Genomic DNA, 15433 nt, shown 5'->3' with positions numbered 1-15433 from the left:
CGAACGATGACGTCTGTTACTGATTTGCGACGTGATCCCCGTATGGGAGGGTGTCGTAATCTACCAGCGCGTTTTTCTTGTAAGGATTGCCAATCCAGCGCGTAACTTCTTTAAACTGCGGGCTGGTGATGGAACGCGTTGGGTCATAACCATCGTAGGTTAATCCTGCTAAGTCAGACCAGGTGTGAATAAACTCGGAGCTGCTGTACTTACGGTCGACATCCTGTGAGAGATCACGCGGATGCGCAGCCTGCCATTTTTCCGACGTCCACAACAGGAAGGGGACGGTATACATATGGCGCGTTGGATTTTCTTCGTTGCGCCCCTGTGTTTTATGCGGCGGCGTATCGTACACCTCTTCGCCGTGATCGGAGAAGTAGAGCAGGAAGCCGTTCGGATCGGTTGCTTTGTAGTCATTAATCAGACTGGCAATCACGTGATCGTTGTACAGATTGGCATTGTCGTAATCGTTATACGACTCCAGCTCTTCGTCGCTCAGCCCGGCAGGGACGTGGTCGGTCTTACCATCAAACGCGCCCTGGTTTTCCGGGTAACGAAATTTGTACCTAATGTGCGTACCCAGCAGGTGAACGATAATGAATTTCTTCGGTGCCGGGTCGGCTAACACTTCTTTAAACGGTGTCAGCACGTTGGTGTCATATTCGCGTGCACTTTGAGTGCGTTGCTGGTTCATATAGAACTGCTTGTCGGTCTGTTTTGAGAACACGGTCAGCATGGTGTTACGGGCGGTCATTGTCTGTTGGTTGGTGATCCAGAAGGTCTTATAGCCTGCCTGTTTCATCATGTTCATCAGTGACGGCTTCGACAGATACAGATCGGGCTCCTGTTCATTGGCGAAAGTCAGTGCCTGTTGCAGGATCTCAATCGTGTATGGCCGCGAGGTCACTACGTTAGTGAAGACGCTCAACTTAGGATCTGAGTTGCGCAGGGCGTCCAGCTCCGGCGTGGTTTTACGCGGGTAGCCGTACAAACTCATGCGGCCACGTTGGGTGGACTCGCCAATCACCAGGACAAGTGTGCGCGGAGCATCACCGGAATTGTCTTTAAAGTTCTCCAGCGGCGGCAGTGCGTGGTTCTGGCTCAACAGATTGTTTAGCGCGGTCAGCTGGCGCTGATACTCAGAATAGCCAATAACAAATTGCCACGGGGCCGCAGGTTCCATGCGCGAGTACAGGACATTTAGCGTCTTTTCATACGGTGCGCCGTTAACTGCTGACTTGACCACGAACGGGTTCAGAAAAAGGCCGTACAGCAGAGCAAAGGAGACGAACCAACGCCAGCGTCCCGGAATATAAATGGGGCGAAGACGTGTCCACAGCAGCACCGCTACAGCGGTATAGGCTATCGCAATGACAATGATTTTCAGACTGAAATACTGACTCAGAAACTCGCTGGCTTCGTTGGCATTGGTTTCAAACATCACGAACAGGACGCTTTGTGAAAACTCCTGACCGTAAATGACGTAATAACAGAGCGTTGCCAGTGATGCTGCCCACAGTACGATACCTACCACGGCGGCAATAACACGCGTCCGGCTGGGAAACAGCAAAATCGGGATCAGCCAGAGCGAACTGTACAGCAACGAGTCACGTAGCCCGTTTGTGCCGCTGAACCCGGTAATGCAGATAATCGCTTGCAGTAACGTTGAGAAAAAACAGAAATAGAGAAGTGCCCAGCCCAGAGCTTTCCAGCTGAATGCTGGCTTAGGCTGGAAATTTAAGGATTGCATAGAGTAAGCCTGTCTTTAATAGTGGCGCCAAACGTAGCACCCAAACCTTAAGAAAATCTGAACCATCAAGATGAATAATAAATATCCACTCAGTGAATGAAATGCAGACAGAATAGAATGAATCTATGGAGACTATAACATCAGTTTGAAATGCCCGCCCTGGACTATGTCACAGGGCGGTTTACTGGGGGGAATTAACCGGTATTACGCATGCCGGCAGCCACGCCAGCGATGGTGACCATCAGCGCTTGTTCAACGCGTGGATCAGGTTCTTTGCCTTGTTCTTCCGCCAGGCGCGAACGGTGTAACAACTCTGCCTGCAGGACGTTCAGCGGGTCGGTGTAGACGTTTCTTAACTGGATAGACTCGGCAATCCACGGCAGATCAGCCATCAGGTGGGCGTCGTTGGCGATCGCCAGCACTACCTTAATGTCTTCCTCCTGCAGATGGCGCAACTCTGCACCCAGCGGCCACAGCTCTTTTTTAACCAGACGCTGGTCGTAGTATTCCGCCAGCCACAGGTCCGCTTTTGAGAACACCATTTCCAGCATCGCAAGACGCGTGGAGAAGAATGGCCAGTCACGACACATGGTTTCCAGTTCGCTCTGCTTGCCATCTTCGACCACTTTTTGCAGCGCGGTACCTGCACCTAACCAGGCCGGGAGCATCAGGCGGTTTTGCGTCCAGGCAAAGATCCACGGGATGGCGCGCAGTGATTCAACGCCCCCGGTGGGTCGACGTTTTGCCGGACGTGAGCCAAGCGGCAATTTAGCCAGTTCCTGTTCTGGGGTTGCCGAGCGGAAATACGGCACAAAGTCTTTGTTTTCACGCACGTAGCCGCGATACATATCGCAAGAGATGACAGACAGCTCATCCATAATATGACGCCAGTCTTCTTTCGGCTCTGGCGGCGGCAACAGGTTGGCCTCCAGAATCGCGCTGGTGTACAACGACAGGCTGCTAATGGTCACTTCCGGCAGACCGTATTTGAAGCGGATCATCTCGCCTTGTTCGGTGACGCGCAGTCCGCCTTTCAGACTGCCTGGCGGTTGGGAGAGGAGTGCGGCATGAGCCGGGGCACCGCCGCGACCAATGGAACCACCGCGCCCGTGGAACAGCGTCAGTTCAATGCCTGCTTTTTCACAGGTTTTGATCAGCGCGTCCTGCGCCTGATACTGCGCCCAGGATGCGGCCATCACACCGGCATCCTTCGCGGAGTCAGAATAGCCGATCATGACCATCTGCTTGCCCTGGATAAACCCGCGATACCAGTCGATATTCAACAACTGCGTCATCACGCTATCGGCATTATTCAGGTCATCCAGCGTTTCGAACAGTGGCGCGACAGGCATGGCAAAGCCAATACCGGCTTCTTTCAACAGCAGATGAACGGCCAGTACGTCAGACGGTGTTTTTGCCATCGATATGACGTAAGCGGCAATGGACCCAAGCGGCGCTTCGGCGATGACCTGACAGGTATCAAGCACTTCGCGGGTTTCATTGCTGGGTTCCCAGTTACGTGGCAGCAGCGGACGTTTGGAGTTCAGTTCGCGGATTAGGAAAGCCTGCTTGTCGGCTTCTGACCAGTTCTCATAATCGCCAAGACCGAGGTAACGGGTCAGTTCGCCCAGCGCTTCAGTATGACGGGTGCTCTCCTGACGGATATCAATGCGGACCAGCGGTACGCCAAAGCATTTCACGCGGCGAAGGGTATCGAGCAGCTCGCCGTTGGCGATGATGCCCATGCCACATGCCTGAAGTGACTGATAACAGGCGTACAGAGGCTCCCATAGCTGTTCGTTTTGGGTCAGTAGACCTGCCGGTTTCGGCAGCTTCTCACCTTTCAGACGTGCTTCCAGCCAGGCCTGAGTTGCCATCAGGCGCGCGCGCAGGTTTTTCATCAGATAGCGGTAAGGCTCCGATGCACCTTCTTCGCCGACCATCGCTAACAGTTCCGGCGTGGCATCGACCATGGACAGTTCGGAAATTAAAAATTGAATGTCTTTCAGGAAGAGGTCGGTGGCTTTCCAGCGGCTTAGCAGCATCACATGGCGGGTAATATCTGCCGTTACGTTTGGGTTGCCGTCACGGTCACCGCCCATCCAGGAGGTAAAACGGACGGGAACGAAATCAACCGGCAGTGTGTAACCCAGATTCTCTTCGAGCTGTTCGTTCAGCTCACGCAGGTAGTTAGGTACCCCCTGCCACAGACTGTTTTCAACAACGGCAAAGCCCCATTTGGCTTCATCCACCGGGCTTGGACGTAGCTTGCGGATCTCATCGGTATGCCAGGACTGGGCGATCAACTGACGCAAACGGCGCATCAGTTGATGACGTTCGTAATCGACGATGTCTTTGTTATCAAGCTGCTTCAGGCAGGTGTTAACTTCACCCATTTTATGGATCAGCGTGCGGCGAGTGATCTCTGTCGGGTGGGCGGTGAGCACCAGTTCCAGGGACAAAGACTCCACGGCCTTTCTGATGGTGGCATCGTCGAGATCGGGTTGGTTTTTCAGTTTACGCAGGGTGCGGGCAATCACTTCCGGGTTGCTGGCAGCTTCGCCATGCGGCGAAATACTGTGGTATTGCTCAGCGGTATTGGCCAGATTCAGAAATTGACTGAACGCACGGGCAACCGGTAAAAGCTCGTCGTTAGACAGATTCTGTAACGTAGTGAGCAATTCCTGGCGGTCAGCTTCATTGCCAGCGCGAGAAGATTTCGACAGCTTACGGATTGTTTCTACGCGATCAAGAATGCTCTCTCCCAACGCATCTTTGATGGTTTCTCCCAGCACTTTGCCGAGCATACTGACATTACTACGCAACGCGGAATATTGTTCGTTCATATGACCCCAGACACCCCATCTTTAATTTGATTGCCCTGTATCTTTCACGCCGCAGCGGTGTTGGCTGCGCTCGCCCATCTGGGTCACTGGCTTATGTCAGTTCCCTGAGATGTGCTGGTGCGCGGCCTTGCTGCAATATGGAATCTTTCGGACATTGTTCTTCGTCGTCTTTTATAAAGCCACGTAAAAGACGTGACGTCAATTGCTGCGAAATCGGTTCAGCAAACGAATAAATGGCGGCAATTTACGTTATTTAATTCAGCAAGAATCAGATAAGTATTGCTTATGAAAATGTAAAAATATCGCCTCGTGTATTCCCTTCGGATGGGCGAGGCGAGGGATCGTTAGTGCCAGCAGAAGTGATGTATCACTTGAGTGATTAATTCACGGGTTGGCTTAATGAAGCGTGTTTCCAGATATTCATCCGGCTGATGGGCCTGGTTAATGGAACCCGGTCCAAGCACCAGCGTTGGACATAGCGTCTGGATAAACGGCGCTTCGGTGCAGTAGTTCACCACGTCTGTTTTCGTCCCCAGCAGCTTTTCGACCACTTCAACCAGTTGATGATTGGGGGGACACTCATAGCCTGGGATGGGCGGGTGCAATTCTGACACCGTCAGGCGACCCGGCCAGCGTTCGCTCACTGGCGCCAGGGCATCGTTGAGCAGGCCGTTAAGATCATTCAGCGTCATGCCCGGCAGCGGGCGGATATCCATATGCAGTTCACAGCAGGCGCAGATGCGGTTCGCCGCATCACCGCCATGAATATGACCCAGATTTAACGTCGGGTACGGGACGGTAAACGCTTCGTAGTGATAACGTTCTTTCAGGTCGTCGCGCAGTTGCATGATGTGGCCAATAGCGTCATGCATCAGTTCAATCGCATTAACGCCACGCGCTGGATCGCTGGAGTGTCCCGACTGACCCAGAATACGTATTGCGTTTGAAATATGGCCTTTGTGGGCGCGTATCGGTTGCAGCGATGTCGGTTCGCCAATAATCGCGCAGTCCGGGCGCAGAGAGGAGGTCTCTGCAAAATAGCGCGCGCCCGCCATGCTGGTTTCTTCATCGGCGGTCGCCAGAATGTAGAGCGGTTTCTTCAGCTTTGTCACATCCACGTCGCGCAGGGCATCGAGAATAAACGCGAAGAAACCTTTCATGTCAGCCGTGCCCAGACCGTAGAGCTTATTGTCGTGTTCGGTCAGCGTGAAAGGGTCGCGCGTCCAGCGTCCATCATCAAACGGTACCGTGTCGGTATGCCCAGCCAGCAACAGACCACCCGCACCTTGTCCAATGCTTGCGAGCATATTGAATTTATGACGGGTTCCGGGGACGGGCTGAACGTCAACCTGAAAGCCCAAATCCTTAAACCATTCAGCCAGCAGAGTGATTAAAGACGCATTGCTTTGATCCAGCGCTTCTTCGGTTGCGCTAATCGATGGTGTGGCAATCAGAGCGCGGTAAATCTCGATAAATGGCGGTAAATCGTTTTTCATTGTTGACACACCTTAGGTCATGATAGTATCAATATTCATGCAGTATTTGTGAATAAAAATACAATAACGTTAAGCGTAATAAAACCCACCAAGTGTAAGGTGAGGTGAAAAACCTTAACCCGGTGAGGAAGATTCCCGTCTTCCCGATCACATAGACGTAAGAAGGTGAACAGCCCCGATGTTGAATACGCTGATTGTGGGTGCCAGTGGTTACGCTGGCGCAGAGCTTGTGACCTATGTAAATCGCCATCCTGATATGACCATAACCGCTTTGACCGTCTCAGCGCAAAGCAATGATGCAGGAAAATTAATCTCTGATTTACATCCGCAGTTAAAGGGCATTGTCGATCTGCCGTTGCAGCCGATGTCTGATATTAGCGAGTTTAGCGCAGGGGTGGATGTGGTGTTCCTCGCCACTGCCCATGAGGTGAGCCACGATCTCGCGCCGCAATTTCTGGCGGCAGGCTGTGTGGTGTTCGACCTCTCCGGTGCGTTCCGCGTTAATGATGGCGCCTTCTACGAGACATATTATGGTTTTACGCATCAGCACCCTGAACTGCTGGAGCAGGCGGTGTACGGTCTGGCTGAGTGGAACGCCGATAAACTGAAAGAGGCAAACCTGATTGCCGTACCGGGGTGCTACCCCACGGCAGCGCAGCTTTCGCTGAAACCGCTGATTGATGCCGATCTTCTGGAGCTCTCCCAGTGGCCGGTGATTAACGCCACCAGCGGCGTGAGCGGCGCCGGGCGCAAGGCTGCAATCTCGAATAGCTTCTGCGAAGTGAGCCTGCAACCGTACGGCGTGTTTACGCACCGCCATCAGCCGGAAATCGCAACGCATCTGGGGGCAGACGTGATCTTCACGCCGCATCTGGGTAACTTCCCACGGGGCATTCTGGAAACCATTACCTGCCGCCTGAAACCGGGTGTCACGCAGGCTCAGGTAGGGCAGGTATTGCAGCAGTCATATGGCGATAAACCGCTGGTACGTCTGTATGACAAAGGCGTTCCGGCGCTGAAGAACGTTGTTGGGTTACCGTTCTGCGATATCGGATTTGCAGTACAGGGCGAGCACCTGATTGTTGTGGCAACCGAAGACAACTTATTGAAAGGCGCAGCGGCGCAGGCCATGCAGTGCGCTAACATCCGTTTTGGCTTTGCCGAAACGCAGTCTCTTATTTAAGGGTGCAATGATGAATCCATTGATTATCAAGCTGGGCGGCGTATTACTGGATAGCGAAGAGGCGCTGGAGCGTCTGTTTACCGCGCTGGTGAACTATCGTGAGTCGCATCAGCGTCCGCTGGTCATTGTGCATGGCGGCGGCTGTGTGGTGGATGAGCTGATGAAAGGGCTCAACCTGCCGGTGAAGAAGAAAAATGGCCTGCGTGTGACGCCTGCTGACCAGATCGACATCATTACCGGTGCGCTGGCGGGGACGGCAAACAAAACCCTGCTGGCGTGGGCGAAGAAACACCATATTGCCTCTGTGGGTCTTTATCTTGGCGACGGTGACAGCGTAAAAGTGACTCAGCTCGACGAAGCGTTAGGCCATGTTGGACTGGCGCAGCCGGGTTCACCTAAGCTGATTAACACCCTGCTGGAAAGTGGTTTTCTGCCAGTGGTTAGCTCAATCGGTGTGACCGAAGAAGGCGAGTTGATGAACGTCAACGCCGATCAGGCGGCGACAGCGTTGGCGGCAACGCTCGGCGCAGATCTCATTCTGCTCTCCGATGTGAGCGGAATTCTCGACGGAAAAGGTCAGCGTATTGCGGAAATCACTGCCGACAAAGCGGAGCAACTGATTGATCAGGGCATCATTACTGATGGCATGATTGTGAAGGTGAATGCGGCTCTGGATGCGGCGCGGACGCTGGGTCGTCCGGTGGATATCGCCTCCTGGCGTCATGCGGAACAACTTCCGGCGCTGTTTAATGGTACGCCTATCGGTACGCGTATTCTGGCGTAAGATTCTGTGCCGGATGGCGCTTCGCTTATCCGGCCTACGTGGGCTTGTAGGCCCGGTAAGCGCAGCGCCACCGGGCAAAAATTTGATTATTAAGGAAATTTGTTATGGCACTTTGGGGTGGGCGTTTTACACAGGCAGCGGATCAACGGTTCAAACAGTTCAACGACTCTTTGCGCTTCGACTATCGCCTGGCGGAGCAGGATATCGTCGGCTCTGTGGCCTGGTCCAAAGCGCTGGTGACTGTTGGCGTGTTGACCGCAGACGAGCAGTTGCAGCTGGAAGAAGCACTGAACAATCTGCTGGAAGAGGTGCGTCTGGACCCGCAGCAGATCCTGCAAAGCGATGCCGAAGATATTCATAGCTGGGTGGAAGGTAAGCTTATCGATAAGGTCGGCCAGTTAGGTAAAAAGCTGCATACCGGACGTAGCCGTAACGATCAGGTCGCGACCGATCTGAAATTGTGGTGCAAAGATACCGTTTCAGAGCTGCTGAGCGCTACCCGTCAACTGCAAAGTGCGCTGGTGGAAACCGCGCAAAATAACCAGGACGCGGTGATGCCGGGCTATACCCATCTTCAACGCGCGCAGCCAGTCACGTTTGCCCACTGGTGCCTGGCTTACGTTGAAATGCTGGCCCGCGATGAGAGCCGCCTGCAGGATGCGCTTAAGCGTCTGGACGTCAGCCCATTAGGTTGCGGCGCGCTGGCGGGTACTGCTTATGAGATTGACCGTGAACAGCTGGCCGGTTGGCTGGGCTTTGCATCGGCAACCCGTAATAGCCTGGACAGCGTTTCCGATCGTGACCATGTCCTTGAACTGCTGTCCGACGCATCTATCGGGATGGTCCACCTGTCACGCTTCGCAGAAGATCTGATTTTCTTTAATACCGGCGAAGCGGGCTTTGTTGAGCTTTCCGATCGCGTGACTTCCGGCTCTTCTCTGATGCCGCAGAAGAAAAACCCGGATGCGCTGGAACTGATCCGCGGCAAATGTGGCCGTGTGCAGGGCGCACTGACCGGCATGATGATGACGCTGAAAGGTCTGCCACTGGCGTATAACAAAGATATGCAGGAAGACAAAGAGGGGCTGTTCGACGCGCTCGACACCTGGCTGGATTGTCTGCATATGGCGGCGCTGGTGCTGGATGGCATTCAGGTGAAGCGTCCTCGCTGCCAGGAAGCGGCGCAGCAGGGCTATGCCAACGCGACGGAACTGGCGGATTATCTGGTCGCCAAAGGCGTACCGTTCCGTGAAGCGCATCATATTGTGGGCGAAACGGTGGTCGAAGCGATTCGTCAGGGTAAGCCGCTGGAAGCGTTGTCGCTGAAGGATTTGCAGAAGTTCAGTGCGGTGATTGGCGATGATGTTTATCCGATCCTGTCGCTGCAATCCTGTCTGGATAAACGGGCGGCAAAAGGTGGCGTTTCGCCGCAGCAGGTTGCTCAGGCGATCGACTACGCGAAAGCGCGCCTGGGTTAACGACTTCTCCTCACACTCTCCGGAATACGGGAGAGTGTGAGTGACCTTTCACATCTGAAATCTCTGCCATTCACGATTCTCCTCAATCTTAACCATCCACAATCAGTTCTGATAATTAAATCATTATTTGGCATGCCATCACCCTTTCTTTATTACTTCATCTGCTAATGGTTTTTCATCTCTTTTATTGCCGTATGAATTATCGAATTTAAAGTGTTTTAATAAAGGGAGTTATGAGTTTTATTGTTGCGGCAGTATTAAGTGGTGTCTATTGGTGATGGCTTGTTGGTAATAACGAAAACCTGTAACGTGTTATTTTAATGATTACTTAGAATAGGGTTAGAGATTCACTTACTATTATTTCTATTATCGGATAGGTCATTTTTTATGTGATCAGTCTTCTGTTTTCAATTTTTTAATCTTGTATGGTAGTAGGTTAAAAGCATAGCATTTTAAGTGCTTATTTACATTTCAGGAAATAAACAATGAAAATTGTAGGCACTGAAGTTTTTATGACTTGTCCGGGGCGTAATTTTATCACACTCAATATGACGACTGATGATGGAGGCGTTGGGCCAGGTCTCTCATTTGGCGAAAAGAGAGCAGCAAAACCCCCGCATAAGCCCACATGTTTACCGGTAGCACGTCTGGAAGACGGTACGCTATGGAATGGGTAATTCTTTAAAACACAACAAATAACAATCTCCTCATCCTCTCTATTGTTATTGGTTCAGTGTGTAAATCATATTCAAAATAGTAATTGCATTTATTAATCCGCCCGGAGGAACTAAAAATGGATGTTGAAGTATCAGTTGATGCAATTAAAAATAAACCAAAACGAATTAGCAATATCCAGACGGTAACATTAGTTTTATTATTCATGGCTGGAATAGTTAATTTCTTAGATCGCTCTTCTCTGAGCGTAGCAGGTGAAGCTATTCGCGGTGAATTGGGATTGTCGGCTACAGAATTTGGTGTACTACTTTCTGCATTTTCACTTTCTTATGGGTTTTCACAGCTTCCCTCGGGCATTTTGCTTGATCGTTTTGGTCCAAGAATTGTATTGGGTGCAGGCTTAATTTTCTGGTCGTTAATGCAAGTATTAACCGGCATGGTTAACTCATTTAGCCATTTTATCATCATGCGGATTGGCCTTGGCATCGGTGAAGCCCCTTTTATGCCTGCGGGTGTGAAATCCATTACGGACTGGTATGCGCAAAAAGAGCGAGGGACTGCGCTGGGAATTTTTAACTCCTCCACGGTTATCGGCCAGGCTATTGCACCTCCCGCACTGGTTCTTATGCAAATTGCATGGGGGTGGAGAACCATGTTCGTCATTATCGGTGTCGCGGGGATATTGGTTGGCCTCTGCTGGTATGCCTGGTACCGCAATCGTGCGCAGTTCGTTTTGATGGATGATGAGCGGGCCTGGCTGTCTGTACCTGCCAAGCCTCGGCCTAAACTGCATTTTAAAGAATGGCTGGCGCTTTTCAGGCACCGTACCACCTGGGGGATGATTCTTGGATTCTCAGGCGTCAACTATACAGGCTGGCTCTATATTGCCTGGTTGCCGGGGTATTTACAGGCAGAGCAAGGATTTAGTTTAGCGAAGACGGGCTGGGTGGCAGCCATCCCTTTTCTTGCTGCTGCGGTGGGAATGTGGGTAAACGGTATTGCCGTAGACCGATTAGCTAAACATGGCTATGACCTTGCGAAAACGCGTAAAACGGCAATTGTTGTAGGACTGATAATGTCAGCGCTGGGGACTCTGCTGGTTGTTCAATCTTCTACGCCTGCGCAGGCCGTCGCCTTTATTTCAATGGCGCTGTTCTGCGTACATTTTGCTGGCACGTCGGCCTGGGGACTGGTTCAGGTTATGGTGTCTGAAACAAAAGTGGCCTCGGTGGCTGCGATTCAAAATTTTGGTAGCTTCATTTTTGCCTCTTTTGCTCCTGTCGTTACGGGGTGGGTGGTGGATACGACCCATTCCTTTAATCTTGCACTGGTGATCGCGGCCTGCGTTACGTTTACCGGGGCGGTTTGCTATTTCTTCATTGTGAAGGATCGCATTGAGTGAAGATCGCTATTTAATGCTTCTCAGCCCCCCTTTATCGGGGGCTTTCCTGCTTACAGCAGGTCGTAATTGACGGCGGTGGTCATATTTATGCAAAAAAAAAGCGGACCACGGGGTCCGCAAAAGTTCACGTTGGCTTTCGTTATGTCGAGTATGAGAGAAACTCTCTGAACGGGCAGTGGCTTCAAGGGGTTAAAGAGGTACCGCTCCGTTTCTGTGATGTATTATTAGTCAGAAAGCTTGATAGGGATAATCGTTCGTTGCTATGCTACCTATCGCCATGAACTATCGTGGCGACGGAGGATGAATAATGAATATTCGTGATCTTGAATACCTGGTGGCATTAGCCGAACATCGCCACTTCCGGCGGGCGGCGGATTCCTGTCACGTTAGCCAACCGACGCTGAGCGGGCAGATCCGCAAGCTGGAAGATGAGCTGGGCGTGATGCTACTGGAGCGTACGAGTCGTAAAGTTCTGTTCACTCAGGCAGGTTTGTTGCTGGTGGATCAGGCGCGTACCGTACTGCGTGAGGTCAAAGTGCTCAAGGAAATGGCAAGCCAGCAAGGCGAGACAATGTCTGGGCCGCTACATATTGGTTTGATCCCAACTGTTGGCCCTTATTTGCTGCCGCATATTATTCCCATGCTGCATCAGACCTTCCCGAAGTTAGAAATGTACTTGCATGAGGCGCAGACGCATCAATTGTTAGCGCAACTGGATAGCGGCAAACTCGACTGCGTTATTCTGGCGTTGGTGAAGGAGAGCGAGGCATTTATCGAAGTCCCGCTGTTTGATGAACCGATGATGCTGGCGATCTATGAAGATCACCCGTGGGCGAACCGCGATCGCGTGCCGATGTCCGATCTGGCGGGTGAAAAGCTGCTGATGCTGGAAGATGGCCACTGTCTGCGCGACCAGGCGATGGGCTTCTGTTTTGAAGCCGGTGCGGATGAAGATACCCATTTCCGGGCGACCAGTCTGGAAACATTACGCAATATGGTAGCGGCAGGAAGCGGGATTACCCTGTTGCCTGCGCTGTCGGTTCCGCGGGAACGTAAGCGTGATGGCGTGGTTTACCTGCCTTGTATTAAGCCTGAGCCGCGTCGTACGGTTGGGTTGGTTTATCGTCCAGGATCACCGCTGCGCAGCCGTTATGAGCAGTTGGCGGAGGCCATCCGTGGTTCGATGGATGGCCATTTTGACAACGCGTTAAAACAGGCGGTTTAAACCATTTAACGCCGCTACCCGGTAGGCTTCCGCCATGGTCGGGTAGTTAAAGGTGGTGTTAACGAAGTACTCGATCGTGTTACCACCACCTTTTTGTTCCATGATCGCCTGGCCAATGTGAATAATTTCTGCCGCACGCTCGCCAAAGCAATGGATTCCCAGAATTTCTTTGGTTTCACGATGGAACAGGATTTTCAGCGTTCCGACATTCATCCCAACGATTTGCGCCCGCGCCAGATGTTTAAACTGGGCACGTCCTACTTCATACGGCACTTTCATCGCTGTCAGTTGCTGTTCGGTTTTACCGACAGAACTGATTTCCGGAATGGTGTAAATCCCGGTGGGGATATCTTCGATAAGATGGGCGGTGGCCTCACCTTTGACCAGTGCGTGTGCTGCGATACGTCCCTGATCGTAAGCTGCAGAGGCAAGGCTCGGGTAACCGATCACATCGCCCACGGCATACACGTGCGGTAAAGCCGTTTGGTACATGCTGTTGACTTTCAACTGACCGCGGCTGTCTGTTTCCAGGCCAATATTTTCCAGCGCCAGCGAATCCGTGTTACCGGTGCGCCCGTTTGCGTACAGCAGGCAATCCGCTTTCAGTTTTTTGCCGGATTTCAGGTGCATGATCACGCCATCATCACACCCTTCGATTTTCTCGTACTCTTCATTGTGGCGAATGACGACGCCGCTGTTCCAGAAGTGGTAAGAGAGGGAGTCGGACATTTCCTGATCGAGGAATGCCAGCAGACGATCGCGGGTATTGATCAGGTCGACTTTGACATCCATTCCCCGGAATATCGAGGCGTATTCACAGCCAATGACCCCTGCGCCATAGATAAGCACGTGGCGCGGTTCATGTTGCAGGCTGAGAATGGAATCACTGTCATACACTCGGGGATGCGAGAAGTCGACATCGCCAGGATGATACGGGCGAGAACCGCAGGCGATGACAAATTTCTCGGCCGTCAACGTTTCTACCGTACCGTCACGGCATTCCAGTGCAAGCGTGTGTTCGTCAACAAAATGGGCGTTACCTTGCAGAATTTCGCAGTGATTACGCTCATAAAAACCCTGCCGCATGCGAGTTTGCTGATTTATTACGTTATCGGCATGGTTGAGAATATCGGCAAAGGAAGAACGAAGCAGTCGGGAATGGTCGCTGTAAAGAGGGTTCTGATTGAATTCGATGATACGGCTAACGGCGTGACGGAGCGCTTTTGACGGGATAGTGCCCCAGTGGGTACAACCGCCGCCAACGTTATGATAGCGCTCAATGACGGCGACGCGCGCTCCAAGCTTAACCAGACCCATTGCAGCGCCTTCGCCGCCGGGGCCTGAACCTATTACTATTGCATCGTAATCGTAGGAATGTGGCATGGTAAGGCTTACCTGTTCTTATACATAAAAGCAACAGGATAGTAACATTATTGCCGGGATAACCCAATTATCGTTGTGCTTTTTTGCGAAGTCGAAGCACAAACTGCGCGTAAACAATCATTCACAATCCGGCGTAAACCCGTTACTTTTAATCTCTGGTATAGTGCCAGACAAGGCATATGGAAGGATTCAGACATCGTGATGGGCGTTAGAGCGCAACAAAAAGAAAAAACCCGGCGTTCGCTGGTAGAAGCCGCATTCAGTCAACTGAGTGCTGAGCGTAGTTTCGCCAGTCTGAGCCTGCGTGAAGTTGCGCGGGAAGCGGGCATTGCGCCAACCTCGTTTTATCGCCATTTCCGTGATGTGGATGAGCTTGGTCTGACGATGGTCGATGAAAGCGGTTTAATGCTACGCCAGCTGATGCGCCAGGCGCGTCAGCGTATTGCTAAAGGCGGGAGTGTGATCCGCACCTCGGTCTCCACATTTATGGAGTTCATCGGCAACAATCCAAACGCCTTCCGTTTATTATTGCGTGAACGTTCGGGTACCTCAGCCGCATTTCGTGCGGCCGTTGCGCGAGAAATTCAACATTTCATCGCGGAACTTGCGGACTATCTTGAACTCGAAAACCATATGCCACGTGCGTTCACTGAAGCTCAGGCCGAAGCCATGGTGACGATTGTCTTCAGTGCGGGCGCGGAGGCACTGGATGTTGGCGCAGAACAGCGTCGGCAATTAGAAGAGCGACTGGTATTGCAACTGCGCATGATTGCGAAAGGGGCATATTACTGGTATCGCCGTGAACAAGAGAAAATGTCACATCACTCCGAGTAACGTGAAGGATGAGCAATGAAACAGTCAGGTCAAGATAAAGGTACGCTATTGCTGGCGCTGGTCGCTGGCTTGTCAATCAATGGTACATTTGCAGCGCTGTTTAGCTCCATTGTGCCATTTTCTGTCTTCCCGTTAATTGCGCTGATACTGGCGGTGTATTGCCTGCATCAACGCTATCAAAATCGCACGATGCCCGTGGGACTGCCAGGTCTTGCTGCCGCCTGCTTTATTCTGGGTGTGCTGCTTTACAGTACCGTGGTGCGTGCGGAATATCCGGATATCGGCTCCAACTTCTTCCCGGCGGTACTGTCGGTGGCTCTGGTGTTCTGGATTGGCTTTAAGGTCCGCAATCGTAAGCAGGAATTGGCAGAGTAATG

At 52.0% G+C, this 15433-nt stretch carries 11 protein-coding genes and 1 pseudogene; 8 read left to right on the top strand and 4 right to left on the bottom strand.

Annotated features, from left to right (window positions below; all coding sequences use genetic code 11):
* Positions 1 to 16: 16 nt before the first annotated feature.
* The 3 genes from JM656_RS20715 to argE all read right to left on the bottom strand — a co-directional run bounded on the left by JM656_RS20715 (position 17) and on the right by argE (position 6092).
* Positions 17 to 1750 carry a phosphoethanolamine transferase CptA gene (locus JM656_RS20715; RefSeq protein WP_203359362.1) on the bottom strand — a complete coding sequence of 578 codons (1734 nt, stop codon included), beginning with the start codon at positions 1748 to 1750 and terminating at the stop codon, positions 17 to 19.
* 194 nt (positions 1751 to 1944) lie between these two features.
* A complete protein-coding gene (gene ppc / locus JM656_RS20710) occupies positions 1945 to 4596 on the bottom strand; it encodes a phosphoenolpyruvate carboxylase (RefSeq protein ID WP_203359361.1) in 2652 nt (883 codons plus the stop codon).
* A 344-nt stretch (positions 4597 to 4940) separates the two neighbouring features.
* Positions 4941 to 6092 carry an acetylornithine deacetylase gene (gene argE, locus JM656_RS20705; protein ID WP_203359360.1) on the bottom strand — a complete coding sequence of 384 codons (1152 nt, stop codon included), beginning with the start codon at positions 6090 to 6092 and terminating at the stop codon, positions 4941 to 4943.
* Between the two features lie 178 nt (positions 6093 to 6270).
* Between argE and argC the strand changes: the two genes are divergently transcribed.
* The 6 genes and pseudogenes from argC (at position 6271) to oxyR (ending at position 12839) form a co-directional block, all read left to right on the top strand.
* A complete protein-coding gene (gene argC / locus JM656_RS20700) occupies positions 6271 to 7275 on the top strand; it encodes an N-acetyl-gamma-glutamyl-phosphate reductase (protein ID WP_203359359.1) in 1005 nt (334 codons plus the stop codon).
* Between the two features lie 7 nt (positions 7276 to 7282).
* On the top strand, positions 7283 to 8059 hold the full coding sequence (argB, locus tag JM656_RS20695; RefSeq protein WP_203359358.1) for an acetylglutamate kinase: 777 nt from the start codon (positions 7283 to 7285) through the stop codon (positions 8057 to 8059).
* Positions 8060 to 8163: 104 nt separating this feature from the next.
* Positions 8164 to 9537: an argininosuccinate lyase gene (gene argH / locus JM656_RS20690; RefSeq protein WP_203359357.1), complete on the top strand. Its 1374-nt coding sequence runs from the start codon at positions 8164 to 8166 to the stop codon at positions 9535 to 9537.
* A 485-nt stretch (positions 9538 to 10022) separates the two neighbouring features.
* A pseudogene (locus tag JM656_RS20685) lies at positions 10023 to 10118 on the top strand (starvation-sensing protein rspA); the annotation flags it as partial.
* Positions 10119 to 10330: 212 nt separating this feature from the next.
* Positions 10331 to 11614: an MFS transporter gene (locus tag JM656_RS20680; protein WP_203359356.1), complete on the top strand. Its 1284-nt coding sequence runs from the start codon at positions 10331 to 10333 to the stop codon at positions 11612 to 11614.
* Between the two features lie 307 nt (positions 11615 to 11921).
* Complete coding sequence (oxyR, locus tag JM656_RS20675) at positions 11922 to 12839, top strand: DNA-binding transcriptional regulator OxyR (protein ID WP_203359355.1); 918 nt, start codon at positions 11922 to 11924, stop codon at positions 12837 to 12839.
* Here oxyR and sthA read toward each other — a convergent pair.
* Positions 12822 to 14222 carry a Si-specific NAD(P)(+) transhydrogenase gene (gene sthA / locus JM656_RS20670; RefSeq protein WP_203359354.1) on the bottom strand — a complete coding sequence of 467 codons (1401 nt, stop codon included), beginning with the start codon at positions 14220 to 14222 and terminating at the stop codon, positions 12822 to 12824. The two genes, oxyR and sthA, sit on opposite strands and share 18 nt — an antisense overlap.
* A gap of 198 nt (positions 14223 to 14420) precedes the next feature.
* Here sthA and fabR point away from each other — a divergent pair, with 198 nt between their 5' ends.
* Both fabR and JM656_RS20660 read left to right on the top strand, forming a co-directional pair.
* On the top strand, positions 14421 to 15056 hold the full coding sequence (gene fabR / locus JM656_RS20665) for an HTH-type transcriptional repressor FabR (RefSeq protein WP_162380271.1): 636 nt from the start codon (positions 14421 to 14423) through the stop codon (positions 15054 to 15056).
* Positions 15057 to 15071: 15 nt separating this feature from the next.
* Positions 15072 to 15431: a YijD family membrane protein gene (locus tag JM656_RS20660; protein ID WP_203359353.1), complete on the top strand. Its 360-nt coding sequence runs from the start codon at positions 15072 to 15074 to the stop codon at positions 15429 to 15431.
* The last annotated feature ends 2 nt before the right edge of the window (positions 15432 to 15433 follow it).

Source organism: Citrobacter sp. R56 (assembly GCF_016811995.1).
Taxonomy (GTDB): domain Bacteria; phylum Pseudomonadota; class Gammaproteobacteria; order Enterobacterales; family Enterobacteriaceae; genus Citrobacter_D; species Citrobacter_D enshiensis.
Note: the sequence above shows the minus strand (reverse complement) of the source record. Positions and strands in the feature narration are given on the sequence as shown.